Raw genomic sequence first — 25,810 nt, forward strand, 5'->3', positions numbered from 1 at the left:
GTCTTGAAATAGCAAAAAAGACTTGACTTTTTAAACCCGCCCCAATAATCAAAGTGAATGGTATTAATAGCCATTACTCTTGATGAATGGGTGATAAATATGACTCTTGGGAAACCGAAATATAGAAATTTACAACAAGGAAATGGGGGCGGAACGCCAGTTTTAAAAGCAATTTGGGATAAATTTGATTTTTCACTTCTGCTTACGCAATCGGGTATTGTAAAACGTAATGGTGTACCCACTTGGCTTATTGCTTTTGCTTATGTGGTAGGACTTATTGCTAATAAAAATTCTGTCTCACGTATTTCTGATTATGCTACTAAGGATAGCTTATTACAACCGATGTTTCGGAATCTTAAAATGGCTCAATATACCTTTAGCCGCTTTTTTACAACTGATTATAATTGGGGTTTATTTAGTTTTAAAAGAGTACAAAGACTACAACAAGAAGAAGAAACTGCATTTACTGAAGGAGATGTTATTGTACTTGATGATACAAAGGTGGCTCATGCCCATGGAAAGAAAATCCCTTTCCTTTGTTGGTTATATGATAGCTCCATTAAAATAAATATCTGGTGTATGAATATAGTTGCTACAACTGTTGTATTAAAGAACGGACTTAAATATCCATTGTTTTGGCGTATTTGGCGTAAGGTAGAAAATAGCGATGAAAAACAGACAAAAATAGATCTTTCAAAAGAAATGCTAATGGATATTCGCCGGATTTACACAGGGGTACTATGGGTTGCCATGGACCGCGGTTTTTATGCAAAGACTTTTTAATTGGCTCACAGATCATCAATATGATTGGGTTACTAAGGCAAAACGTAATACTGACACTTTATCGAAAAGAAATTGAGAATATTACAGGCCGAGAACGCTTTATCCCTGTAAAGCCTTCAATGCTTATTAAAGAAGTTTTTTCAAACTTCTTATTAGTGTCTTAAAGATAAAGTAAGTGCTATATCCATACCTAATATTTATATCAAGTTACCCTACCGTTTAGTTGGAAAGCAGGGTAAAGTAGTAACTAAGTATCGTTATACGCCTATTGCAAAGCAGTTGTAGCTACAAGACTCAAAGAAGATACTGAAATGATGAAGGATGAATTTGAGAAAAACAAAGAGGTTGCAGCTACATATCGTGGGGCTTACCTTTTGATTAGTAATAGGGTCGATAATCCTGAAGAAGCTTTAGATGCATATATTAAGCGTTGGAGCATTGAGGTTTTTTTTAGAACTGCAAAACAAGAACTGGGGTTGAATTCTTGCCACTCAACGTCGGAAAGTCATCATTACGCCCATATTGAGCTCATTTTTACAGCAGAAACTTTACTTGTCTATGCAAGATGGGAACTCAATAATAAAGGCGCTGAAGAAGGCTTCACCCACGGCGAAATGGTCCGAAACTTTTTCAACGCCACATACCGTATCGTTATAAAAGCACAGCAATGCTTTCAAACTATACAAGTACATTTTGACACAGAAGTTAGGCAATTTGCAAGACTTATTGATAAATTTTGGCCGAAGAATTTATTGTTAGGTTGGTTTACTGTGCAAAATTCCCAGTATATGGAGTCAACTGCATAACTCATGATTAAATAAATCTGAGAAGGATTTTTCGCCATCAACTCTTTATGAAGACTATGCAATAAATGATAAATTATTTCACTGGCAAACTCAGAGCAAGGTTTCAAAAGATAGCAAAACTGCTCAAAGATATATAAATCATCGTAAAATAGGAAGTAAAATTGCTTTATTCGTAAGGGAGCATAAGAAAGAGAGCGGATATACATCACCATTTGTATTTTTAGGTGCGTGTCAGTATATAAGACATTCTGGGGATAAACCTATGAGTTTTATATGGGAGTTAGATGAAGAGATGCCACCAATGTTTGTACCAAAAGCTAATAAGAATATATTGTAGCTAATATCAGAAGTTCATTTTCTTTCTAAAGAAGTAATAAAATGCCTAAGTTATGAAAATTTTAACTTAGGCATTTAAATAAGGTTTACATAGAGTCTTTATGCCACAAACTGTAAATAGATTGATACACACTTTGAAATCTGATAGATTAAAAGTAGTAAAATTAAGAATAATATTATACCTAATGGTGGGTGCTTATATGAATAGAATTATTAAAAGCTTTATAGCAAGGTACGAAAATGAAAACAAAAAAAGATTTGATTTAAATACATTAGAGATGTTTATTATTAATCAATATAAAAGTGAATCGGAGTATATAAATAAGGGTGGTTATAGGGAGTTACACAAACAAATGATGGAGTTAGTGAATCAAGGCTGTATTAAAGAAATTAAATCTTCTAGCTACAATGGGCTAAATCCACCTTTGAAAGTAAGCTGGCAAATAATTAATAAAAAAGAGGATTCCAGGTGGGATAAATCTAAAATTTTAAAGTATAGCGATCTTCTAGATTTTAGTTATTATATTAATAATCCATCCTTTCAGACCGATGGAGAATGGGAATATATTCAGAATATTTATAGGTTCCTAAAATCCTCTAGTAAAAGGGAAATAGTTAGCTTGGAAGAACGATGCTTAGAACTTTTTTATGATGAAAAATTCCTTATAAATAGGAAAGACACCACTAAAGGGAAGTATGGCATATTAAGTAGACTAAAGCTATCTTATGTGGATTTAAGGATGAGAAAGTATGGAGAGATGTTTATCTATTGGAATAAAGGGGTTAATGATATTAAAAGAATTATAATATTAGAAAATCATTCAACTTTCTTTGCTTTTAAAAGAGTGGTAGAGATTCACAAAGAAGTACTAGGCTTTAATCCTGATGCTTTAATTTATGGAGAGGGAAAGAAAATTGAAAGTAGTTTTTCTTTTCTCCAGGAAATAGCTAATACGTCAAATGTTGAAATACTATATTTTGGAGATATTGATTCCGAAGGATTTGGCATATATGCTAGACTAAAGGAAAAATATCCAAATATTAAAATGGAATTGTTTAAAACTGCCTATGATAAGTTAATTACCCTATGTAATAGGAACTACCCTTTGGATGGACAACAGAAAAATATAAAATACTTTAACCTGTTTATTGATGAGATGAAGGACTACATAAATGAAGAGCAAATAAAAAAAATAGAATTTATTTGGAACAATGATTATAGAATTCCTCAGGAATTACTTAACTATGAATACTTATTGAAGGCGGTAAAATTATGATAGAGAGTGGCTTTTTTAATAGGATGAAAAAATTCCAAGCAATTCGTATGTTAGGAACGGGAATGGACCTAGGAAATTTAAATGAATATGCCTATGAAATATGTTTTCTTTTAATTCAAAACATTTTCACTAGAGAATTAAGAGAAAATCCTAATCGAACTAGAGATGATATGTTATTTATTACTGACAAGATTATTAGGGATATGGATTTAGAAGTAAATCGAGATATTGTTGAAAGAATAGTTGATGGAACACTTTGGTATAGGGACCCCAGTAAACAGGAAGCATTCCTCACTAAAATCTTTAACGAGGAACAAAGAAAAAAAGAAGATTATACATTCAGGTATTTTAAAGTGGATAGAGAACATAGCCACTGGGAACAGGGTGGATCAACAGTCTATATGTTGTCCGAAGAAAGCCAAGAGATGATTTTTATTACTAGAGAAATTCTAGAGGAATTTGGATTTGACCTAGAGCAGTTTTACACTCTTCAATTAATTAAAACTGGGAACTTTTCAAAGGCTAGAGATAGTATAGATCATCTTATATCAAGAGTGCGAGTACTTATTAATAGAGAAAAGGATTATAAAAGGGATATTCTAAGAGACCCACAAAATATATTTTTCGATAGGAGCATTCGTGGTAAAAAAACAGAGGAGGAAATAAAGGAGCAGTTTGAAGAGGAACAAAAGGTTTTTCATAACATGCTTTCATGGAGAAGCAGATATGATTCTCTACCAGAGGAAAAAAAGCGAGATGCAGAATTTATGTTCACCAATTTAGAGAGGGCTAGGGCATTACATAATAGTCTTGCTAACTATGTTATCCAAAATCTTGCCTTGGAGTTAGAGATAAGGGTAAAGTATCCTGAAACTTTCTGGAATATTTCAAATTTTAGTTTTAAGAAGGATATTTGGCAAAACCATATAGTCAAAAATGGACTTAGAGAAATAAATGATTTGGAAAAGGTAGTTTCTCAATTATTTTCACCACAAATCGAATTTATCTACCCCCTAGATTGGGCTTGGGCTGAGCAAAGGGTGCAGTATAAAAAGAAACAAAGAAAAACTCTAGATATTACTGAACAGGATGATTGGATATTTAAAGAAACGGATTGGGAATTAATTGAGGACCTATATGAAGAGATATTTGTTGGACTTTTAGAAAAAGGGAGTTTTTCTATTTTAGAGTTAAATTTAAAAGAAGATGAAGAAAAGATTAAGTGGTTAAGTCAAGGCGAGAATATTGACTTATTTATGATGTTTGTAATTTCAGATGTTACACTAGACTATAATTATGTTGGAGAAGACGAAAGAATGAAATTGTTCAAACGTCTATGTAATAGGGATTCTAAATTTAGATTACTTAATAATAAAAGAATACTAACAAGGATAGAGGATACAGAGGATGTTTTTAGGTGGAATGAACTATTTATTTCACCCTATACCATATATATTGAGGGGGCATAGAAGTATGAGCTATACAAATGAAGATATTAGAAAAGCAAGTGAATTATTTTTCTATTTATTAAGCAAGAGGATTGTCCCAGCAAATGATGTATTGGCAAGCCAATACTATGAAAATAACGAGATTAGTGAAATTATTAAGAATATGGCGGAGGAAGGTGGCTTAAGAGTTCTTGCAACTAGACAAAATTTACACTTAGTAGCCAAGGGGGAAAGTTCTATATTTGCCACTACTTATTCACATATGAAGGAAAGATATACTAGATTACAAAGAAAAAGACATTTTTACTTAGCAAATATTATTATTTGTATTTATTTGGCTGAAATAGATAGGGATAATAGGTTTTCATTTAGAATTGAGGACGCAGGGATTTCATATTTTAAATTAGAGGAAATTATTACAAATACTTTAGAGGCTTGGAAAAAGCGGAATGAACAGGAAGAAGGTTTTTCACGGGACTTTGCCATAGCCTTAGATGAAATTTACCATCTTTGGATGGTCGAAATGTCTCATTCCAAGGAGAGTAAAGACGGTGTAGGATTTAGTACGGCATCTAATACTAGACTGGGCTTTATAAATGAGGCTTTAAAGCCATTGGAGCAGGAAAATTTAATAATAAATTTGACTCGTGAAAGTAGAATTATCCCTAAGGAAGAGTTATACGAAAGACTTGAGCATCTTTATCATGGGGGAGACAGATATGAGGAAATAATTGAGCTAATTAAATATGAAAGAAGGGATAATGAAGATGCCAAAACTAGCTAAGATTAGATTAACTGGCTGTAAATATGATGGTTTAAAGAAAGAACATGAAAATTCTATCTTTGATTTGACTAGAGATGGACAAGCAGATCATGCACTTTTTACCTTATTTAATGGTGGAGGAAAAGGCGTAATGATGCAACTAATTTTTCAACTCCTTTTACCCGAAACTAAATGGGGAAAAAACAATGGTAATAAAGTTATTTCTATGTTTTATGATCAACGAAATAATCTACATCCCTTTACTTTTCATGTTGTTTTAGAATGGATATTAGATACTGTTCCAGAAAAGAGATTAATAACAGGAATTGCTATTAAAGCGATTATTAAAAATACTGGCAACGAGGAGGAGGATAAAACCGGTTTATCCTTATTTTTGTATACCCACGAGCATGATAATAAAGGATATTTTAAAGTAGAAAACCTACCGCTTTATGATAAAGAAACAGGAGAAGCTGTTGATATAGATAAATTAGAGGATTTTATTGATTCTAACAAAAGGGACTTTATTAAGTATAGTCAATCTAATGTAAAGAAGAAAGATGGTCAATACTACGCTTACTTAGAGAGCAAGGGGATTTATCGCAGTGAATGGATTAATCTTAAGGCTATTAATAAGTCTGAGGGTGGCGCGGGGGATTACTTTATTGGTGCTAGTGATAATAAGTCGGTTTTTGATAAAATAATAATTCCTGCAATAAGTGAAAACCTTAGAAATTATAACTATGAAAATAAAAATAGTTTAATTGAGATGTTTAAAAGTAATCTTTCCATCACTAAAGATCTACCAGTTCTAATCAAGCGAGAGGGAGACTTCAAAGATCTTTTAGTTGCTATAAAACCATTGATAGAAAATGCGGATAGTGGGTCTCGTTTTTTAGACATGAAAGAAAGATTAATCAATGAAGGCAACGATATCTTCTTTATATTAAGTGAAGAAGAGAATTATGTAAAACAAGAGATTGATAAATGGGGTAATGAAGAAAAAAGGGCAAAAGATGAAGGTAAAAACCTAATATATAATAAGGATAATCTTCTATACAATCAGGAAAAAAAGGATCTAGAGTCGGAAGAAAAAGAAATGGAACAATTAGTACAGATATTTAAGGATTTAGATGAAGAAGTTAAAGGGAAGAATAAAGACCTATTGTTGTATAAAATTAATAAGGAAACCAAGGTTAAAAAAGAATTAGATGTGAAGATATCTAATAAATATGAAGAGAAGGAAAGACTACTAGAAACCTTAAATATTTCAGATATTCAAAAAGAAGCAGAAATATTAGACTTTCAATTAGAAAAGGAATGGAACATTAGAAAGAGTGTATGGTATGAATATGAGAATCAATATAGGGGTTATTTAACATATGCAAAGCAGAATATAGACCAAAATAAAATTAAAATAAAAGAATTTGGTGCAGAAGTTGATAATCTAAATAGAGAAGTAGTTAAATACGAATTTTTAGAAGCAGAATTAGAGAGATACAGAAATAAATTAGAGTTAAAATACGACGCCATGAGTCTATTGTTTCCTGACAGAATAGCAGAAGATCTCAATAAGGAAAAGAAAAAAAATGATCTAGAAATTACTAGTTTAAAAAATAACATAAGTTCATATAAGGAAAGAATTAATATAATACATAGAGAAATCGATAAACTAAAAGATAGGCTCAAGACTGGACAAGAAGATGTAAAGAAGTTAAGGATTGAGGCTGATTTACAAAGAGACTTTGAGATAAAAGTTGCTCATGGAATAACAAAACAACTTCTAGAGAACTATGATGGTAGTGTTTTAGATCATCATTGGTTTGCTAAAAAGCAGGAAGCCCTACTACTTATGGAAGATATAAAAAAAGCAAAGCTTGAAGAAGTTCAGAGAACTATTTGGGAGAAAAATATTGATAGGCTTTTAAATAAGGATAATTACTTTGTACCAAATAAAGATATAGTTATGGTAAAGGATGAAATAAAAAGGTTAGGTATTAACGTAGAAACTGGAGCAGAATATTTTACTGACTTAAAAAATGAAGAAAAGTTAGAGATTTTAAATAATTATCCTGGATTTATATATGGAGTAGTAATAAGCAACATTAAGGATTGGCAGTCTATTGAAAGAAACATAGATAAAGAAATATTTTTAAATAATATGGTTCCCATATATGTAAGATCTGAAATGAGTATATCTGAAAAAGAAGGTTATAGAAGTTTATGGACTAAAGCCTTTGAGTTAATCGATCAAGAGAAATATTTGATCTGGAAAAATACAATGGAAGATGTAATAAATAAACTTTCTGAAACGGAAAGCAGTATAAAAATTGATCTAAAAAATATTGATGATTTAAAACAGGAGTTAAGACTAATCGAAAGTAAAGATACTGCTTGGATATTAAATCAGAAGCTCAGGGAAAGGGAAAAGGAGATTGATGAACTATCCAATGAACTTAATACAAATGAAGAAGAAGAAATAGCTATAATAAATAAATTAAACCTAGCAGATTCAAAACTAAATGAGAAAGAAAGTAGCCTTTTAAAAATAATTGATTCTATTAAAGAAATTGAAGATTATATCGAAAGAAAAAATGATGTTGAACAGGAACAAAAACGTATTACTCTTTTAAAAAAAGATATACAAAATATAAAAGAGGAAATTAGAAGCATTGAAGATGAAATCGATGGAATTATGGAAGAACGAGATAATACAAGTGACGAGCATAGAAAATGGGAGTCAAATATTAAAAATATTATCGAAAAGGTTAGAGAGGTATACAAAGATGCAACTTACACATATAAGGTAGATAGTAGTTATGTAAGCTATAAAGCACCTATTTTTCTTCAAGAAGAAGATCAGCTAAACTCCTTAATTAGCCAGCGGAAAGCATTAGAGAATGATATTGCAAGTAGAAATAGTAATATTGCTAGTATAGATATTGAAATAAGGTACTTAAATATGGATTTGACAAGGCAAATTAATGTATTAAAAGAACTAGATGAAAATTGGGAAGTATACAGGAATTTAGATTTAGCAGTTAGTGAATTAGCGCTACTTATTAAGGAAACAGACAAAAAGATAAATAGGCTTCAGGATGAAAAATATAAAAAAGAGCTTTCAATCCAAGAATTAAAGGGAAGTATCAAAGAAAAAAGAAAAAAACTTCAGGAACTAGAAAATCAGATTTTTAAGAACCATAAGAAACCAGCTGTTACTTTAGATATAGTCGATATAAGAAGTGAAATAGATAGTGTAGAAAGAGATATTAAGTCTAACGAAAAATATTTAAAAATGTGTATTCAGACTTTAGAGAAAAATAAGGAATCTATGGTTAAACTTGAAATTAATCTAAACAAAATTAAAACTGGTTACTCCATAGAGATTGGCAAAGGAAAAATTGATAGTTATATAAAGGAAAAAATTCAACTTAACCCTGGTATGGTAGTTGAAGATTGGGTTCTAAAATGTGATAGAAATAAAGATAAAATTGACAAAACTATAAAAGAGGGAGATAGCTTTAGAAATAGATTTATAGAAGATATAGGTTCAAAATTAGAGGAAGATAAACTAAAGGAAAAGATAATAAATGCAATTAAAGAAGCAAAAATTCCTAACTTCAAAAGCAATGTTACATCCTTCAAAAGTATGGAAAACCATTTTCAGCAGGAGATATTGAGACTATCTAATGATAAAGCTAAAGCAGAAGAGGCTATGAAACAATGGACTAATAGGGCATCAATACATGTTATCAGAATGGTTGAGGCACTAAAAACAATGGTTTCAAGTATGAATTATACTAACGAACAAGGATATGCGTTTCCATTAGTTAAACTGAAGGGTATGGATAGATTGCCTAAAAATGAAAATGAGATAACAAGTCTACTTAAGGAGTATTTTATTCAGGCTATATCCAAAATTTCAGAAACAAACCAAGATATTTCAAATATTGAGGATAAAGAGTTTATAGAGCTAATGGGAGATAAGGTAATATTCTCTAAAGCCCTTCAGGGTAGGTATCCAACTTTACTAGTTTATAAGATGTCTGAGAAAAACGAATTTAGATATGCTAGAGCAAGAGATGAGTATTATACTACGTGGGAAGCGATTAATAAAGGTGAAGGCGATCTGCCTGAGGGCTCCGGTGGACAAACCCTATCCGTAAATACTTTCGTTATAATGATGATTATGAGTTTTAAGAAGAAACATATTGGAAATGAGAACCCTTCAACAGTACTAGTACTAGATAATCCTTTTGGTAAAGCTTCAGCAAAGCATGTACTAGATCCGATTTTTGAGATTGCAAACAAATTGAATTTCCAATTAATTTGTTTTGCAGCACCAGAAATAATTAAAGTTGAAATAAGTGAAAGATTTCCAGTATTCTGGGAACTAAAGATTCATAATGGAAAAGTAGTACATGGCGGAAGAATAATAAAGCATGGTTTAATTTAATTAATTAAGGATGTAGTGATGATTTGGTTTAATAGATATACTAAGAATTAATTGTTATTCCTAAAAATACTGTTTTAAAAATAAGGTGAGGAACTGATCTAATTAATCGTTCCTCACCTTAATTTAATAAGTATTATATAGAATTAGACTTTTCTAGAACTGGTCCATATAACCTTCCCTAATAAGTTTATAATCACCTGTTTCAGTATTTAAATCATAGATATTAAAATTTGTACGAATGTCATATCCATCAGAGTGAATTGCAAAATTTAGTGACGCAGACCCCTCCTGACTTTGGAACATCATTCATAAGAAAAAGTGCTGTAATCGTCTGTCTATAGAAGTTTCAGCACTTTTTATTGTTGTTTTACGTTCACTACATCTTTTTAATTATATTGGGGATTTCATTACTTAGCAGAACATTCTTTTCAATCTTAAATATGTCTTTGTTTATTTTACTATTAAGTAATTTGTCTGACATTATATATAATTTGTCTACTTTGTAATCAATTTCATCTATTATAAATCCTTCTAGTCCATTGATTATTTCATAGGTAGATAATTCAACTTTATTCACTGCTAACTTATACTCTAATATTCTTTGCATTACTAAGGCTAAATAACAAATTAAAAAATGCGACCTAATTCTTCGTTCTTTAAAGTGATATACTGGTCTTGTTTTTAAATTTGTTTTTAATATTCTAAAGGATTCTTCAATTTTATATAGAGATTTATAAGCTACCATTATATCTCTTTGGGTTCATATCCACTTTATTTGTAACAATGTAAAAATATCCGAAATTTTCTTGCTCTTGTTTAATTATTTCCTCATCAATTTCAATGTTTATTTTTTCTTTAGGGTTTTCTACTGCTTTATAATACTTGCTTTTGGATTTAGTTGTTGAATTGATTGTAAAATCCTTTATATTCTTTTTAGCTCTTTCAATCATTTTCTCTTGTTTAAACATCTCACGTTCTTTGTAGACATCTGAATATTTTTTTATGATTAATTCGTCATAGGTTTCATCATTCTGACTCACCTTTCTTTTACTGGTTATATATCCGCTTTTGTATTTAGCTTCTGCATTAGAAGTTATGTTCCAAGATGAATTAAATTTCTTCTCTTTTAAATCTTTAGGAACTGCACTGCCCTTAGAACCTACAATGTAACTAAGCCCTTTACCTCGAATCATCTCTAAGTTAGCCCTTGAATTTAAGCCCCTATCACCACTATTATGATTTCTTTTATGGTGTAATTATTTAATATATCGTCAATGACTTCTTCCATGGTATGTAATTCATGTTTGTTGCCTTTAAAAAGCCTATAAGAAATAGGTATCCCATTGGTGTCTATTAGTAAGCCCATAACAACTTGTGTTTCATTTCTTTTATTATCCTTACTCATACCTCTTTCTCTAAATCCGTCTTCATCAAAAGACTCAAAGTAATAGGTTGTACAGTCATAAAATGCTAATGACATATTTCTATCTGGAATAATCTTTCCTATATGATCATTTAAATGTTTGAAAAGTTTATTTTCATTCATTTCAAAATTTTTATCATAGGTAGCTATATTTTGTTCCAATTCATCAGAAGTGTTTTTAATGTTATATTCTAATATTTTTTTAGCCTCTGAATCAACGGTATCTAAGAGGATTTCCATGTTTTTTATGAGTGAACTCCATCTGTTAGTGCTTTAGATTTATGTTTATTAAATCCAGAAAAAACATCTAGGGAAGAATAAATGTTATCGCTATTCACAAAACTGAAATCATATAGGAAATCATCTTTTCTAGAAGCCACTTCAAGCTTGCTTGAAGGATTAAATAATCTACCAAGTACCTGATAGAACATTAAGTTACTAAAGGAATAATCTAGTTTAGAATCTTTCACCATTTTAGTAAAAAAGTTAGGTAATTTCAATTGGTTAAAGATTTTTAGGTATGGAAGATAACCTAAGTTTTTATGATTAAGAGAAAGCTTATCTTTTGACAATGATTCAATGAAATCTTCAAAGTTTTCAAATCCTTGAGAAGCTTCATCCAGTCTAATCATTTCTTTTAGATCTGCTTCAGCTTGAGCAAGAGCTTCCTTACCTGATTTAGAATCTAAATCATGAGTACCAAAACCTTTAATCTGAATTTTTTTTGATTTCTTAGTTTTGGGATCTCTAATCCCCTTAGCGATTGATATAAAATATTTACCATTTGGTCTTTTAGATTTACTAATATACATGCTACACCTCCACAAAAACCCTCTAACTATATTATACATCATATTCTACACCACGACAAGTCGTGAGCGTTAATAAATAAAAAAATAATGAGAAATGTTAAAAATTAGACATTTACTCATTATTTGTTATTAATTTATGTTCTGAAGTCAGGATATACTAAGAATTAATTGTTATTCCTAAAAATACTGTTTTAAAAATAAGGTGAGGAACTGATCTAATTAATCGTTCCTCACCTTAATTTAATAAGTATTATATAGAATTAGACTTTTCTAGAACTGGTCCATATAACCTTCCCTAATAAGTTTATAATCACCTGTTTCAGTATTTAAATCATAGATATTAAAATTTGTACGAATGTCATATCCATCAGAGTGAATTGCAAAATTTAGTGACGCAGACCCCTCTTCACCGCTTTGAATTCGATGAAAGACGTTACAAGGCCAAACTAATACATTACCGCCTTCAAATAGTAACTCTCCGTTTTTGTATATTTTATCAGGATATACTGTAAAAGATTCTACTTTTCCATGTTCTTTTGTAAATAATTCAACATGACGTTTTCCATGTAATACAATTAAATTATCTGCTTGGAACGGATGCATATACCAAGGACGTTCCACACTACCAACAGAACTAGGGGAGATAGCATTGTCTTGATGGATTACTCTATCAATAGAGCTAATTTTAGATAAAGCATCAATTGGAAATAAATCGAAAACAACACCCTGGGTCTTTCTAAATGGTTTTAATTTTATAATTCTATAAAAATTTGCAACTTCTTCTATGATTTGCATTTCAAGCCCCCTCTTATAATCTTGTATCTATACTATAATAATTGTATTAATATAACAAGTGAGTTATGTAATCTATGGAAACTAAAATATTTCGTCTACATGGAAATAATTGAAAGAGTTGAAGTTGAAAATATTATAGTTATGTTGAAATAAAGGTTTTAAAGTGATAAAGTTTGTATATAGGATAGTCAAATAATGGTATATACAGGAGGAGCTTATATGGAAAACAACAGGATAAATGACATATCATTTATTGGCGAGTTTTTGGACAAGGAACTCGAAAGTGAATTTTTTGAGTATGATATGCAGAGATATTCGAAAGTTCTAGGACCTGTTGCACTTGTTTTTGGATTAATATATATGCTTTTTTTAATATCAGATTACTTTGCACTTACAGATCAATTTTCTTTCAACGTTATTCTAATGATTAGAATAATGTTTTTAGTATTGTCAGTTGTTGTCTCAATACAATTTAAAAGGATAAATAACTATTCTAATCTAGCTCTTTTTATTACTGCATATGAAATGGTTGCTATTACAGGCTTTCTACTAATAATGCACTATTACGAAACCTTAACGATTTTATCGTTTTTCAGTGTGATGGTAATGACATTAGCTATCTACATTATACCTAATAAGCTATTTTACTCCCAATTAGTCTCCATTTTCTTGAGCATATCATTTTATCTGTTTAATATTAAGCATGTAACGGGTATAGAGAATTCCGAGTTCATAAAAATAATTGCATATAACCTTATAGTACTTATGTATTGTAATATTGGTTCATATCTTACGAATTATTATAAAAGAAAGCAATTCGTTGATAGCAAAGAATTACAAAAAGCTTCTATAACTGATTACATGACTGGTATATATAATAGGGCGAAATTTAGTGAGCAGTTAAATTATTTGGTTGATGACTGCAATGGTAGTAAAAGCTTACTTTCTCTTGTAATATTTGATATTGATGATTTTAAAAAAGTTAACGATACCTATGGACATTTAGTTGGTGATAGTGTTATTAAAAAAATAGCAGCTATAATAAAGAATTCAATAAGAAGTACAGATATATTTGCAAGATGGGGTGGGGATGAGTTTGTAATGCTACTACCCAATACTAGTATTAATCAGGCAATGGATATGATAGAGAGAATAAGGGTACGTATACAAGACAATGACTTTGAAAAAATAAAGCACATTACATGTAGCTTTGGATTAGTAGAATTGAGGAGTAATGAAACTGTTGAATCATTTTTACAAAGAGCTGACAACCTACTATATAATGCTAAGGAAAGTGGTAAAAACATGTTAGTTTATGAATCTCCTATAACAGATGGGCAAGTGTATAAAGAATCATTACAAGTAGACTCGGCTTCTTAAATATTTCTTTTTAATTTGGAGGATACATATGAATATAACCGTATTAGCATCTGTCAAAGATGTAAATGAAAAGATTATTCTAAATAAAAATGTAGTTGTAATCGATGTTCTTCGTGCTACTTCTGTAATAGTCACAGCCTTAGCTAATAGAGCTAGACAAATAATGCCTTTTGAGTCAATTGAAGAAGCGAAGGAACATTATAAAGCAAATGAATTATTAGCTATATTATGTGGTGAGAGAAGTGCTAAAATAGTTGAGGGTTTTCATTTTGGGAATTCTCCATTAGATTTTATAGAAGATAATGTGAGTAATAAAATTATTATTCAAACTACTTCGAATGGAACGAGGACAATTAAAGCCTGTGAAAAAGGACGCCGTATATATATTGCTGCACTTATAAATGCCAAAGCTATTGCAGATCAGTTAATTAAAGATAATATGGGCACAGTTATTGTTTGCTCTGGTACTAATGATCAGTACTCGATGGATGATGCCATTTGCGCTGGTATGATTGTTTCTTTAATCGAAAATAAAGTTAAAATTTCTATGAATGATTTAGGTTGGGCAGTAAAAGAGATATATGAACATAATAAAGGAGATTTATATTCTTTTTTAGCCAAAACATGTTCTCATTTTAATTTATTAAAGCAAAATGGATTTGAGGAAGACCTACATTACTGTCTTCAAACAAATATATATGACATAGTACCGGTCTATCATGAGGGAAATATTAGGATAATAGATGGTAAATAGTAGATTTGTTCTTTAAAAAATAAAAGGAATGGATATATGTTTAGCATATATAACCATTCCTCAGATTCTAGTAATAGCTTAAAGAAGCGTTATTTTTTACAATATTAAAAGCTTTTCTAACTGCAGGTATAGAAACTAATAAAGCGCTTGCTATACCTTCAACTCCTACATAAGAAAAGTTGTACCAGGCTGAATAAACAACTGGATTCCATCCCTCTGGTGCATAAGAAGCAAAGAAAATAATTCCTGATAGAAAATGACAGATAAACCTTCCTAAACTACCAATTAAAATCCCTTTAGCTAGTCCATATTTATGGTTTGCGAAAATTCCCGATAATCCTAAGGCACCAAAGGCCAGGGGATAATCTAGAAGTAGTTGAATTGGATGCATTACCCATCCACCAAGTACTAATTGAACTAGTCCATAAACAGTTCCAACCATAAGTCCTGATTTCAAACCAAAAAAGTATCCGATTGCAATAATAAATAGCATACTAAAAGGCGTTAAACTTCCACCTTGTGGCATTTGAATAAATTTAATTTGGGAAAGCGCTAATGAAGCAGCGATAGCAAGAGCTGAGTAAGTAAGTACTCGTATTCTCATCCTCCTGTTTTTATCTCTTCCTCGTGTAACTGCAATGAAAAGGATAATTAAAGCTAATATCCCAATCATTATTTGACCTAGTATAGAAGAAATGATACCTTGTAAATCTCCTTCGGCTAGAAGCCTTTGGAATTCCTTGAACATAAAAAACCTCCTTTAGTATTACGTAAGAGGTTGACTTAAGAAACCTCTATTTTACTTAACTAGCTACAAATAAAGTAACTATCATTTCTATAAGCTTATGTAGAAACAATACATAAGATAGGTAACTTGCTTCTTAATGAAACCATTACTCATGATAGCTTAGAAAGTAGGTTTTGTCAAGTAACCTAATAAACCAGAAAAATATAGCATATTGGATTTGCTTTAGGTGGAGAAAAAATAGAATTAATTATGAATCTTGAATAAATGACTTCTAAATAAGAGGTCATCTTTTTTGTTGTTTAACAAATAAAAATTTACTATTTTTTTGTTCATCGAATATTAAAAAAATAAAAGAATAACTTTAATGCTTGTATCATATGTATAATTCAAGGAAAGCTCAATTTTTTACTAAGAATAACTTTTTAAGGAGGAAGAATAAAAGGTGAGTAAAATAGAGAATAAAGCTAAATTAACAACTAATGAAAAAACAAATGCATTAAGAGGTGCAATACAGCACAGAGCCACATGGATGGCTCTAATGTTCCTTGAAATGGAAAAAGCCGGTTATGATGCAGAGAAAGTTACAAGAGCTGCAGTTAAACAAACAGGGCTTATGCATGGTGGGATATTAAAAGATATATCTGCTTCTGATAATTTACCAGATTTTAAAGATGCTTTTTTAACTGAAGACGGTATAAATAACTTTGAAATGGACATCAAAACTCTACTTGATAATGAATTATATGTTGAGTTTAATTATTGTGCACTCGTCGAGGCATGGAAAAAGCTTGGCATTGAGGATGAAAAAATTGCTCTATTATGTGATATAGCAATGGATGGAGATAGGGGGATTGCTGAATCAATGGGATACGACTTTGAATTGGGAAATACAATCGCACAGGGTTGTAAAACCTGTAATATTAGGTTCCTTAAAAAGTAAATAAAAATTTTTAGGAGGAGTATCAATGAAAAAGCTAATTTATGTATTAGTTATGATTCTAATACTTTCATCATTTATGGTTGGTTGTGCTAAAAAGCCACCGAGTACTACTGGCCCTGTAGAAGAGGTAATATACAAATTTGCTGTGTTTGCACCTATAACAGGAAATTATGCTGAATATGGTAAGGGCTTTGAAGTTGCTACACAAATGGCGGTTGATGAAATTAATGGATCTGGCGGAATAAATGGCGCAAAAATTGAATTGCAGGTATTTGATACTAAAGGAGATCCAAGAGAAAGTGCAGATATTGCTAGACGTGTTGCTGAAGATAAATCAGTTTTAGCTGTTATCGGAGATTTTACTAGTTCAAACTGTATGGCTAATGCTCCGATACTTGGAGAAGCAGGAATAGTACAATTATCTCCAACTGCTTCACATACGGATTATGCAGGTATGAATGAATATATGTTTAGTATTATGGGCCGACAAGATGGGGAAGCTCCATTTTTCTCAAGTTATCTGTTACAAAAATATAAAGGGGCAAAGGATGTAGCTGTAATCCACATTAACAATGACTGGGGTAAGTCAGCATTTGATAACTTCTCAAGACAAGCGAAAATAGATGGATTAAATGTAGTAGCAGCAGAAAATTTTGTAGAGGGAGAAAGAGACTTTAATTCATTACTTACTAAAGTTAGAGCACAAAATCCAGACACAGTCGCATTAATCATGCATGCAAATGATGTGGCGTTAGTGGCGAATCAAATTGCGCAAATGGGCTGGGATGTAGATATAACTGCACTTGGACCAGGGACTTCTATGCAAATAATAGAGTTAGCTGGTAAAAATGTAGAAGGTTTATTATTATCAACTCCATTCTTTATAACTGAAGAGAATGAGCAGGCATGGGCAACAGAATTTAAAAAGAGAGCTAATTTCCAACCAACAGTACATCCTGCATGTGCATATGACACAGTATATTTATTAAAGGCAGCTATTGAAAATATTAGTGGGGAAGTTACAAGAGATGGTATTCGTGAAAACCTACAAAATTTGAAAGGCTTTGTTGGATTAACTGGACCAATCGAGTTTAACCCAGCAGGAGATATAACAAGATCATATTTGGTAATGGAAATAGTTGATGGTGCTTTCGTTCAAAGAACAGACTTTGACTATGCTAAAAAATAAGGAAAACAAAGATAGTTGACTGACTACTGCTTTGTAGCCATATAAAGTGGCTGCAAGGCAGTTTTATAATATTCGGAAATTAAATAAATATAGAGAGAGGGGGAGCGGTTTGGATAATTATTACATAATGCAGATTATAAATGGCTTAGCTCAAGGGTCTATTTATGCATTGATGGCAATTGGTTATTCAGTTGTAGTTGGTGTAGTTGGGCTAGTTACATTTACTCATGGAGAAGTAATTATGCTAGGTGCATATGCTGCCTACTATACATTTACTTTTATAGGCGAAAACATAGTTTTAGGAATGTTAGCAAGCTTTTTAGCTGCATGGTTAGTCGGAGTTGTCGTATACAAAATATGTTATGAAAAGTTCTTTGATTCACCTAGACATATTCCTTTAATTTGTACTATTGGACTTAGTATGCTATTAAAAAACTTAGCTCAAATAATCTTCGGACCAAATATGAAGGCAATGCCTCAACCAATAAATTTGAAATTTTATAATATTTCTGGAGTTAGAATAAATACCATTCAGATTTTAATATTTGCAACTGTTTTAGTATTATCTTTAGGTCTATATATATTGAATAACAAAACAAGATGGGGAATTCAATTAAGGGCTGTTAGTCAGGATAGAAAAGCCGCAGCTTTAATGGGGATTAATGTAAATAGAACTACTTTGATAGGTAATTCCATAGGTTGTAGCCTAGGTGGAGTTGCAGGGATGCTACTATCAATTTATTATCAATCCTTAGTGCCTACTATGGGCGGTATACTAGGTTTAAAAGCCTTTTCTTCATCTGTTTTGGGTGGATTAACAGAGGCACCAGCCTCTGCTCTTGGTGGCGTATTAATAGGGCTAACTGAAAATTTAGGGATATCCGTACTATCCAATAGTTATAGAGACGTTTTTGCATTCGTTTTTTTAGTCTTAGTACTGACTATAAGGCCCCAAGGATTCTCTAGAAAGGTTGTGGGTAGACCATAATGATTGAGAATGTACATAGAAAAATAAAAGCATTTTATGAAAGGCATAGCATTAAAGTAAATATAATTTTAATCCTTATATCAATTTTACTACCATACATAATAAATAGTAATTACATTGTCGGAATTCTATGCCGTGTATTAATGTACTCGGTTTTAGCTGGGTCCTTAAACATAATTAATGGATATAGTGGTCAGTTCAACATTGGTCATGCGGGTTTTTTCTGTATAGGAGCATATACCGAAGCTGTTTTGGCCACTAGGTATGGATGGAACTTTTGGTTATTGCTTTTGATTGCTGGGATATTTACTTCCTTAGTAGGTTTTTTAATTTCCCTACCAACATTGAGACTAAGAGGTATATATCTTGCAATTGTAACCTTAGGGTTTTCAGAAATAATAAGGATAATCGCTTTAAACTGGACCTCGGTAACAGGAGGTCCTATGGGAGTTAAAGGAATTCCCTCACCAATATTTTTGGGGATTAGAATAAGTGGCTCTTCAAGATACTATTACATTTTCTTAGCACTAGCTATTTTATTTATATTTATTACAAACAGGGTTATAACATCAAGAATAGGAAGAGCTTGGATTTCTATTAGAGAGGATGAACTTGCAGCAAAATCTTTAGGTGTAGAATCCAGCTTTTATAAATCTATAAATTTTATGTATGGAGCATTTTGGGCAGGGGTAATGGGAGCAGCCTATGCACCATATTATAAATTTATTGCGTCGGATATGTTTACGTTAGATGAGGGCTTTAATATACTTTCTATGGTCATAATTGGCGGACAAGGTACTTTAGTAGGCCCTTTCGTGGGATCTTTAATAGTTAATATTATAACTGAAGTATTTAGATTTGCTGCACAGTACAGAATGGTAGTCTATGCTATTTTAATAATAACAATGATGTGGTTAAGACCACAGGGACTTGTCGGTGCCTACGATAGTATTTTAGCAGGTAATAGGGCTAGAAGAAAATTAAAAAGAAAACCAGTTAAGGTAGGTGACAAGTAGTGGGTGAAGTTATATTAGAGGCGAAGGAAATATGTAAGTACTTTGGTGGGTTGAAGGCAGTAGAACAGGTTAATATGCAGGTGGAGAAAAATGATATATTTGGGATTATTGGTCCAAATGGAGCAGGGAAGACAACATTTTTTAATGTTTGCTCTGGCATGTACAGTCCCACCTCAGGTGATATTTTATATAAGGGTGAATCGATAATTAATAAAAGGCCTGAGGAAATTGCAAAAAAAGGGATAGCTAGGACCTTTCAAAATATTCAATTATTTAGAAACATGACCGTTTTAAACAATGTAAAAATAGGATTTCATATTAGAACTAATGCTAGTATCTTTGATGCAATCTTTAGAAATAAAAAGTATAAGCTGGATGAGGAATTAGTAACTCAAGAGGGGTTAGAAATATTAAAGAAAGTAGGTCTATATGAATATAAAGATACTTTAGCAGGTAATTTAGCATATGGCATACAAAGAAGAGTCGAAATAGCCAGGGCATTAGCCTTAAATCCGGAACTAATACTTTTAGATGAGCCTGCAGCAGGGATGAATCCTTCAGAAACTCAAGGATTAATGAAGTTCATACAGGATCTAAATAAAGAAGGTTACACAATTATGGTAATAGAGCATGATATGAAATTTATTATGTCTATGTCTAATAAAGTACTGGTATTGAATTTTGGACAGAAGATTTCAGAGGGAACGCCTGAATATGTAAAACAAGATGAAAAAGTAATTACAGCATATTTCGGTAGAGGCTTTGATAAGGAGGCTGAGGCGAAATGTTAAAAGTAATTGATTTATCAGTACAGTATGGGTATATCAATGCTCTAAATTCTATTAGCTTTAATGTCAATAAGGGTGAAATAATTACACTTATTGGTGGAAATGGGGCAGGTAAAACAACGACTCTCATGGCCATTTCAAATGTAGTACAAAAGTATAGTGGAAATGTTTATTTTAAAGAAATGAATATTACGGATTTCCAATCCCATGAAATTGTACATTTAGGTATAAGTCACGTGCCTGAGGGTCGAAAAATATTTCCAGCACTTACGGTAAAAGAAAATCTAATAGCTGGAACCTTTGGAAATAAACGAATTAGAAAAAATGAGCTTAATAATAAGTTAGAAGAAGTGTACACTCTTTTTCCTAGGTTAAGGGAGCGTATAAATCAGGGTGGGGGTACACTTTCAGGTGGAGAACAGCAAATGCTTGCTATAGCAAGAGGACTCATGATGGACCCAGACTTAATTATGTTAGATGAGCCGTCTTTGGGCTTAGCACCAATAATAATAGAGGAAATATTTGAATTAATTCTTAGAATAAAAAAATCTGGAAAAACAGTTCTACTTATAGAACAAAATGCAGCTATGGCACTACAAATTGCTGATAGGGGTTATGTTCTAGAAAGGGGGAAGGTATTAATAGAGGGTACTGGAACCGAGTTAATAAAGGATGAACGGGTTAGAAAAGCATATTTAGGAATATAAAAGGGGGATATATATGAAAAAGATTATTAATAAGCCAGAGAATTTTGTTGATGAAACCATGACTGGAATTCTTTATGCCTATGGTAACAAAGTAACTTTTTTGAATGGAGACAAAAGGATATTAATAAAGAATACAGAGACTAAACCGGGTAAAGTCGGTATCGTTACAGCCGGGGGTAGCGGCCATTTACCTGTATTTCTAGGTTATGTTGGAGAAGGAATGATTGATGGTTGTGCTATAGGGAATGTATTTGCATCTCCTTCAGCAACAAAAATGGCAGATATGATTAGGGCATGCGATTATGGTTCCGGAGTTCTATGCTTATATGGTAATTATGGTGGAGATAATTTAAACTTTGAAATGGCTACTGAGGAAGTAGAATTTGAGGATATTAAAACAACGATGGTAAGAGTAAAAGATGACGTTGCATCGAGTTCTAAGGAAAATGCTGAAAAACGCAGAGGCGTTGCAGGTATGGTATATGCCTTTAAAATAGCAGGGGCGGCTGCTGACAACATGATGGATTTAGATGGTGTTACTAATGTTGTAAAGAAGGCCTTAGATAATATTAGAACTATGGGTGTAGCACTCACACCTTGTATAGTACCAGAGGTCGGAAAACCAACGTTTACAATTGAAGATAATCAAATGGAAATAGGCATGGGTATTCATGGGGAACCTGGAATAGAAGTTGGTGAATTAAAAACTGCTGATGAAATAGTAGACATTATGATGGAGAAGATTATTGGAGATATAGAGTTAAATGAAGGTGATGAAGTATCTATAATGATAAATGGGCTAGGTGCAACTCCACTAGAGGAGCAATTAATCTGTTATAAGCGAGTATATGAAATACTTGAGGGTAAAGGTGTAAAAATATTTATGCCTCATATTGGGGAGTTTGCAACATCAATGGAAATGAGTGGATTATCAATTACATTATTTAAACTAGATGAGGAACTAAAGACATTGCTTAGACAGCCAGCAACTACTCCTTTTTACACAAATTATAATAAATAGGGAGGATAATATGGAGCATTTTGATAAGATAGACTTTATTGGAATATTTGAAAGTATTAAAGTTAATATGATCGAGTCTAAGGAAGTACTTATAGAGTTAGATGCACAAAATGGAGATGGGGATCTAGGATTAAGTATGACAAGTGGGTTTATAAAAACCTGTGAAATATTATCGGTACTTGAGGAAACAGATTTAGGTAGAATCTTTTTAACCATATCAAAAACATTTAATGAGGCAGCACCATCTACTCTCGGGACTTTGTTATCTATTGGATTTATGGGAATGGCTAAGGCTTACAAGGGGAAGAGTAGTGTAAATGCTATTGAATTATCTATGGGGTTTGAAAAGGCTCTAGAGGCAATAATGGATAAAGGTGGAGCAAAGCCTGGTGAAAAGACAATTATAGATTCACTCTACCCTGCTATAAAAACACTAAAAGAGGAAGCAATAAAAAATAAAGGGATACTAGAAATATTTGATGCCGCCGAAAAGGCTGGATATGAAGGCATGGAAAAAACAAGAGAGATGAAATCTGTACATGGTAGAGCAGCATATTATAGAGACTCCAGCATTGGTATATTAGATGGAGGTGCTATGGTAGGTATGCTATTTATAAAGGGCTGCAAAGACTATTTTTATAGTAAGTACTCTAAAGGGGAGGTACTATGAGTAAGGTAACGGTTTTTGGGAGCTTTGTTGTAGATTTAATGGCTAGAGTTACAGTTACCCCAAAAAGTGGAGAAACTGTTAAAGGCTCGTACTTTAAAATGTCAGCTGGGGGTAAAGGTTCAAATCAGGCAGTGGCAGCCAAAAGAGCTGGTGCAAATGTTGTAATGATAACGAAGGTGGGTCAGGATAATTTTAAGGATATTGACTTAACAAGTTTTGAGAGAGAGGAAATATCAACGGTTTTTATTTTTATAGATAATGAGAAGCCTACTGGTGTAGCACTAATAATGGTAGGAGAGGAAGATGGACAGAATATAATAACAGTGGTTCCTGGAGCATCAGACAATATTTTATTAGAGGAAGTTAAAAAAGCTAAAAATGAAATTATATCTGGTTCACATCTTTTAATACAGCTAGAAACAAATTTAGATGTAACTATTGAGGCTATAAATATTGCTAAAGAGAATAATGTTAAAGTAATATTAAATCCAGCACCAGTGATAAATCTACCAGATGCAATTTACGAAGGTATTTATTTAATAACTCCTAATGAATTAGAAGCTGAGAGTCTTAGTGGTGTAAAGATAAATGATGAAAAGTCATTAATTAAAACTACTAATTTCTTTCATGAAAAAGGAGTAGAAAATGTTATAATAACATTAGGAAGTAAAGGGGTATATATATCAACTAAAAGTGAAAGGGTTTTTGTTGAAGCAATAGAGGTGGAAGTTGTAGATACGACAGGGGCTGGAGACGCATTTAATGTTGGCTTAGTGGCCGCTCTGGCATCAGGTAGGAAATAATTGAAGCAGCTAAATATGCTAATGTATTTGCTGGCTTGTCTGTAACTCGAATAGGTACATCTATTGCTATGCCAAGAGTGGAAGAGGTAAATAATTATATACAAAATCATTAATAAAGAAGCTTCCACATAAAAGGAAAGGAGGCCAGCTATGTACATAAATAATCTTCAAATGAGATTCAATAATTTAACAAATATAATAGGTTCCACCCCATTACTTGAAATAGTTTTTAAGTACTTAGGGGAAGAACGTACTATTTATGTAAAAGCAGAACACTACAATATGACCGGAAGTATTAAGGATAGAATGGCATTACATATTTTAAAAAAGGCATATGAGGAAAATATGATAAAGCCAGGAGACCGTATAGTAGAGGCAACTAGTGGTAACACAGGTATTGCATTTTCTGCTATTGGGAGGTCATTAGGACATAGAGTAACTATTTTTATGCCCGATTGGATGAGTCAAGAAAGAAAAAACCTAATTAGAAGCTTTGGAGCAGATATAAAATTACTTAGTCAAGAGGAAGGTGGATTTTTAGGCAGTATAAGCTCCGCAGAGGAATTAGCTAGAAATAACGAAAATATTTTCTTACCTTATCAATTTTCCAATGAGTTCAATAGTGAAGCCCATTTTTTAACTACGGGTGAGGAAATCTGGAATCAACTAATAAATTTAAATATAGTTCCTGATGCAGTAGTAGCTGGTGTAGGAACTGGTGGTACAATTATGGGTATCGGTAAATCATTGCGGAGTAAAAATCCTAACATAAAGGTATTTCCTTTAGAGCCTTCTAATTCACCAACTATGTCTACAGGGTACAAAGTAGGTAAGCATAGAATACAAGGTATTTCTGATGAATTTATACCACCAATCGTAAAACTAGATGAGTTGGATGAAATAATAGATGTTGATGATGGAGATGCAATAGTTATGGCGCAAAAACTGGCAGCTAATTTGGGATTGGGTGTTGGCATATCATCGGGAGCAAATTTTCTAGGAGCTATTAAGGCCCAACAATTATTAGGAAGTCAAAGTGTAGTAGTAACTGTATTTCCTGATGATAATAAAAAGTACTTGAGTACAGATTTAATGAATAGAGAGACTATAAAGCCAGACTTTATTTCAACTAATGTCGAACTTTTAAGCTTTAAAGCCCATAGGTATAAATGCTCTTCCTGTACCTTATAAAGTATAAGTCCTATTGACACTGGGGAATTTGGTTGTTATACTACAAATCCAGTGTCTTTTTTGTCAACATTTAAATCAAATTATTATATGAAGGAGAAATCCTCTATGGAACAAGAATCTGGATTTAAGGCTTGTTATTTAGGAAAATTTTATCCTATTTATACTAAAGTAGATGAGACAATAAAAAAGATTAATATAGAATGGGATGGGAGTGCTTTTGTATGCACTAGTCCTGTATCCGGAGAAATTGATATAGCATGGGCCCTTCAAGCTTTTTATACTAGGGCAAGCAAAAAGATAATTGAGGAAAGGCTGAGATTTTATCAACCACAGGTTAAAGTTAAATATAAGTCTTTTTCGATAGAGAATGATTCTAGAAGGTGGGGAAGTTGTAATTCGAATAAACATCTAACATTCCACTGGAAACTAGCAATGTATCCATTACATGCAATAGACTATGTTGTTGTACATGAACTTTGCCATTTGATGCACTTAAACCATGACCGTTCTTTTTGGCGTTTGTTAGGAAAAATATATCCAAACTATAAGGAAGCTATGGATATTTTAGGAACTGAAAAAACTAGGGATATGTAGTTGGTTTCATAGATATTTTGTATGCATATGTAAAATAAATCCAATAGTATGCGATTTAAAGTTAGTATAAACTATATATAAGAAATAAATTCATATATTGGAAAATATATGAGTATATAAAA

The 25,810-nt window shown here is 32.0% G+C and carries 25 protein-coding genes and 1 pseudogene; 20 read left to right on the forward strand and 6 right to left on the reverse strand.

Annotation, left to right across the window (positions count from 1 at the left end):
* Positions 1–57 precede the first annotated feature (57 nt).
* From HZR23_RS17210 to HZR23_RS12385, 7 genes and pseudogenes are all read left to right on the forward strand, one after another.
* Positions 58–783: a hypothetical protein gene (locus HZR23_RS17210; RefSeq protein WP_249536683.1), complete on the forward strand. Its 726-nt coding sequence runs from the start codon at positions 58–60 to the stop codon at positions 781–783.
* Between the two features lie 311 nt (positions 784–1,094).
* Positions 1,095–1,589, forward strand: coding sequence for a transposase (locus tag HZR23_RS17215; protein WP_249536676.1), 495 nt, complete (start codon positions 1,095–1,097; stop codon positions 1,587–1,589).
* A 22-nt stretch (positions 1,590–1,611) separates the two neighbouring features.
* A pseudogene (locus tag HZR23_RS18095) lies at positions 1,612–1,926 on the forward strand (DUF3427 domain-containing protein); the annotation flags it as partial.
* Between the two features lie 199 nt (positions 1,927–2,125).
* Positions 2,126–3,202 carry a Wadjet anti-phage system protein JetD domain-containing protein gene (locus HZR23_RS12370; protein WP_165913796.1) on the forward strand — a complete coding sequence of 359 codons (1,077 nt, stop codon included), beginning with the start codon at positions 2,126–2,128 and terminating at the stop codon, positions 3,200–3,202.
* Positions 3,199–4,671, forward strand: a complete 1,473-nt coding sequence (locus HZR23_RS12375; protein WP_132849825.1) for a hypothetical protein — start codon at positions 3,199–3,201, stop codon at positions 4,669–4,671. Before HZR23_RS12370 ends, HZR23_RS12375 begins: the two co-directional genes overlap by 4 nt.
* Before the next feature lie 4 nt (positions 4,672–4,675).
* A complete protein-coding gene (locus HZR23_RS12380) occupies positions 4,676–5,434 on the forward strand; it encodes a DUF6063 family protein (protein ID WP_132849826.1) in 759 nt (252 codons plus the stop codon).
* Positions 5,397–9,869: a coiled-coil domain-containing protein gene (locus HZR23_RS12385; protein WP_165913797.1), complete on the forward strand. Its 4,473-nt coding sequence runs from the start codon at positions 5,397–5,399 to the stop codon at positions 9,867–9,869. The genes HZR23_RS12380 and HZR23_RS12385 overlap by 38 nt, the downstream gene beginning before the upstream one ends.
* Positions 9,870–10,245: 376 nt before the next feature.
* Here HZR23_RS12385 and HZR23_RS17220 read toward each other — a convergent pair whose 3' ends face one another.
* The 5 genes from HZR23_RS17220 to HZR23_RS12395 all read right to left on the reverse strand — a co-directional run bounded on the left by HZR23_RS17220 (position 10,246) and on the right by HZR23_RS12395 (position 12,899).
* Complete coding sequence (locus HZR23_RS17220) at positions 10,246–10,614, reverse strand: hypothetical protein (RefSeq protein WP_249536656.1); 369 nt, start codon at positions 10,612–10,614, stop codon at positions 10,246–10,248.
* Complete coding sequence (locus HZR23_RS17225; protein WP_249536684.1) at positions 10,601–11,062, reverse strand: hypothetical protein; 462 nt, start codon at positions 11,060–11,062, stop codon at positions 10,601–10,603. Before HZR23_RS17225 ends, HZR23_RS17220 begins: the two co-directional genes overlap by 14 nt.
* A 20-nt stretch (positions 11,063–11,082) precedes the next feature.
* On the reverse strand, positions 11,083–11,532 hold the full coding sequence (locus HZR23_RS17230; RefSeq protein WP_249536685.1) for an IS1634 family transposase: 450 nt from the start codon (positions 11,530–11,532) through the stop codon (positions 11,083–11,085).
* Between the two features lie 5 nt (positions 11,533–11,537).
* Positions 11,538–12,104, reverse strand: coding sequence for a hypothetical protein (locus HZR23_RS17235; protein WP_249536686.1), 567 nt, complete (start codon positions 12,102–12,104; stop codon positions 11,538–11,540).
* 270 nt (positions 12,105–12,374) lie between these two features.
* Complete coding sequence (locus HZR23_RS12395; protein ID WP_213050261.1) at positions 12,375–12,899, reverse strand: hypothetical protein; 525 nt, start codon at positions 12,897–12,899, stop codon at positions 12,375–12,377.
* A gap of 219 nt (positions 12,900–13,118) precedes the next feature.
* Here HZR23_RS12395 and HZR23_RS12400 point away from each other — a divergent pair, with 219 nt between their 5' ends.
* A complete protein-coding gene (locus tag HZR23_RS12400) occupies positions 13,119–14,279 on the forward strand; it encodes a GGDEF domain-containing protein (RefSeq protein WP_165913657.1) in 1,161 nt (386 codons plus the stop codon).
* Positions 14,280–14,307: 28 nt separating this feature from the next.
* Positions 14,308–15,033, forward strand: coding sequence for a 2-phosphosulfolactate phosphatase (locus HZR23_RS12405; RefSeq protein WP_132848099.1), 726 nt, complete (start codon positions 14,308–14,310; stop codon positions 15,031–15,033).
* 67 nt (positions 15,034–15,100) lie between these two features.
* Here the strand turns inward: HZR23_RS12405 and thiT are convergent, their stop codons facing one another.
* Complete coding sequence (thiT, locus tag HZR23_RS12410; RefSeq protein ID WP_243098191.1) at positions 15,101–15,781, reverse strand: energy-coupled thiamine transporter ThiT; 681 nt, start codon at positions 15,779–15,781, stop codon at positions 15,101–15,103.
* 442 nt (positions 15,782–16,223) lie between these two features.
* Here thiT and HZR23_RS12415 point away from each other — a divergent pair, with 442 nt between their 5' ends.
* The 11 genes from HZR23_RS12415 (at position 16,224) to HZR23_RS12465 (ending at position 25,688) form a co-directional block, all read left to right on the forward strand.
* Entirely contained in the window at positions 16,224–16,721 is a 498-nt protein-coding gene (locus HZR23_RS12415; protein WP_165913656.1) for an L-2-amino-thiazoline-4-carboxylic acid hydrolase, read from the forward strand.
* A gap of 25 nt (positions 16,722–16,746) precedes the next feature.
* Positions 16,747–17,910: an ABC transporter substrate-binding protein gene (locus HZR23_RS12420; protein ID WP_132848098.1), complete on the forward strand. Its 1,164-nt coding sequence runs from the start codon at positions 16,747–16,749 to the stop codon at positions 17,908–17,910.
* 109 nt (positions 17,911–18,019) lie between these two features.
* Positions 18,020–18,898: a branched-chain amino acid ABC transporter permease gene (locus HZR23_RS12425; RefSeq protein ID WP_243098190.1), complete on the forward strand. Its 879-nt coding sequence runs from the start codon at positions 18,020–18,022 to the stop codon at positions 18,896–18,898.
* Positions 18,898–19,914, forward strand: coding sequence for a branched-chain amino acid ABC transporter permease (locus HZR23_RS12430; protein ID WP_132848097.1), 1,017 nt, complete (start codon positions 18,898–18,900; stop codon positions 19,912–19,914). Before HZR23_RS12425 ends, HZR23_RS12430 begins: the two co-directional genes overlap by 1 nt.
* On the forward strand, positions 19,914–20,705 hold the full coding sequence (locus HZR23_RS12435) for an ABC transporter ATP-binding protein (RefSeq protein WP_243098189.1): 792 nt from the start codon (positions 19,914–19,916) through the stop codon (positions 20,703–20,705). Before HZR23_RS12430 ends, HZR23_RS12435 begins: the two co-directional genes overlap by 1 nt.
* Positions 20,699–21,409, forward strand: coding sequence for an ABC transporter ATP-binding protein (locus HZR23_RS12440; protein ID WP_132848096.1), 711 nt, complete (start codon positions 20,699–20,701; stop codon positions 21,407–21,409). Before HZR23_RS12435 ends, HZR23_RS12440 begins: the two co-directional genes overlap by 7 nt.
* A gap of 13 nt (positions 21,410–21,422) precedes the next feature.
* Positions 21,423–22,430 carry a dihydroxyacetone kinase subunit DhaK gene (locus tag HZR23_RS12445; RefSeq protein WP_132848095.1) on the forward strand — a complete coding sequence of 336 codons (1,008 nt, stop codon included), beginning with the start codon at positions 21,423–21,425 and terminating at the stop codon, positions 22,428–22,430.
* A 10-nt stretch (positions 22,431–22,440) separates the two neighbouring features.
* Positions 22,441–23,100 (forward strand): dihydroxyacetone kinase subunit L, encoded by a 660-nt coding sequence (locus HZR23_RS12450; protein ID WP_243098188.1) that lies wholly within the window; start codon positions 22,441–22,443, stop codon positions 23,098–23,100.
* Complete coding sequence (locus HZR23_RS12455; RefSeq protein WP_243098187.1) at positions 23,097–23,903, forward strand: ribokinase; 807 nt, start codon at positions 23,097–23,099, stop codon at positions 23,901–23,903. Before HZR23_RS12450 ends, HZR23_RS12455 begins: the two co-directional genes overlap by 4 nt.
* Positions 23,904–24,053: 150 nt before the next feature.
* Positions 24,054–25,094 (forward strand): PLP-dependent cysteine synthase family protein, encoded by a 1,041-nt coding sequence (locus HZR23_RS12460; protein WP_132848094.1) that lies wholly within the window; start codon positions 24,054–24,056, stop codon positions 25,092–25,094.
* An 87-nt stretch (positions 25,095–25,181) separates the two neighbouring features.
* Positions 25,182–25,688 carry a M48 family metallopeptidase gene (locus HZR23_RS12465; protein ID WP_132848105.1) on the forward strand — a complete coding sequence of 169 codons (507 nt, stop codon included), beginning with the start codon at positions 25,182–25,184 and terminating at the stop codon, positions 25,686–25,688.
* The last annotated feature ends 122 nt before the right edge of the window (positions 25,689–25,810 follow it).

The sequence above is a fragment of the Serpentinicella alkaliphila genome (assembly GCF_018141405.1).
In the GTDB taxonomy this organism is placed as follows: domain Bacteria; phylum Bacillota; class Clostridia; order Peptostreptococcales; family Natronincolaceae; genus Serpentinicella; species Serpentinicella alkaliphila.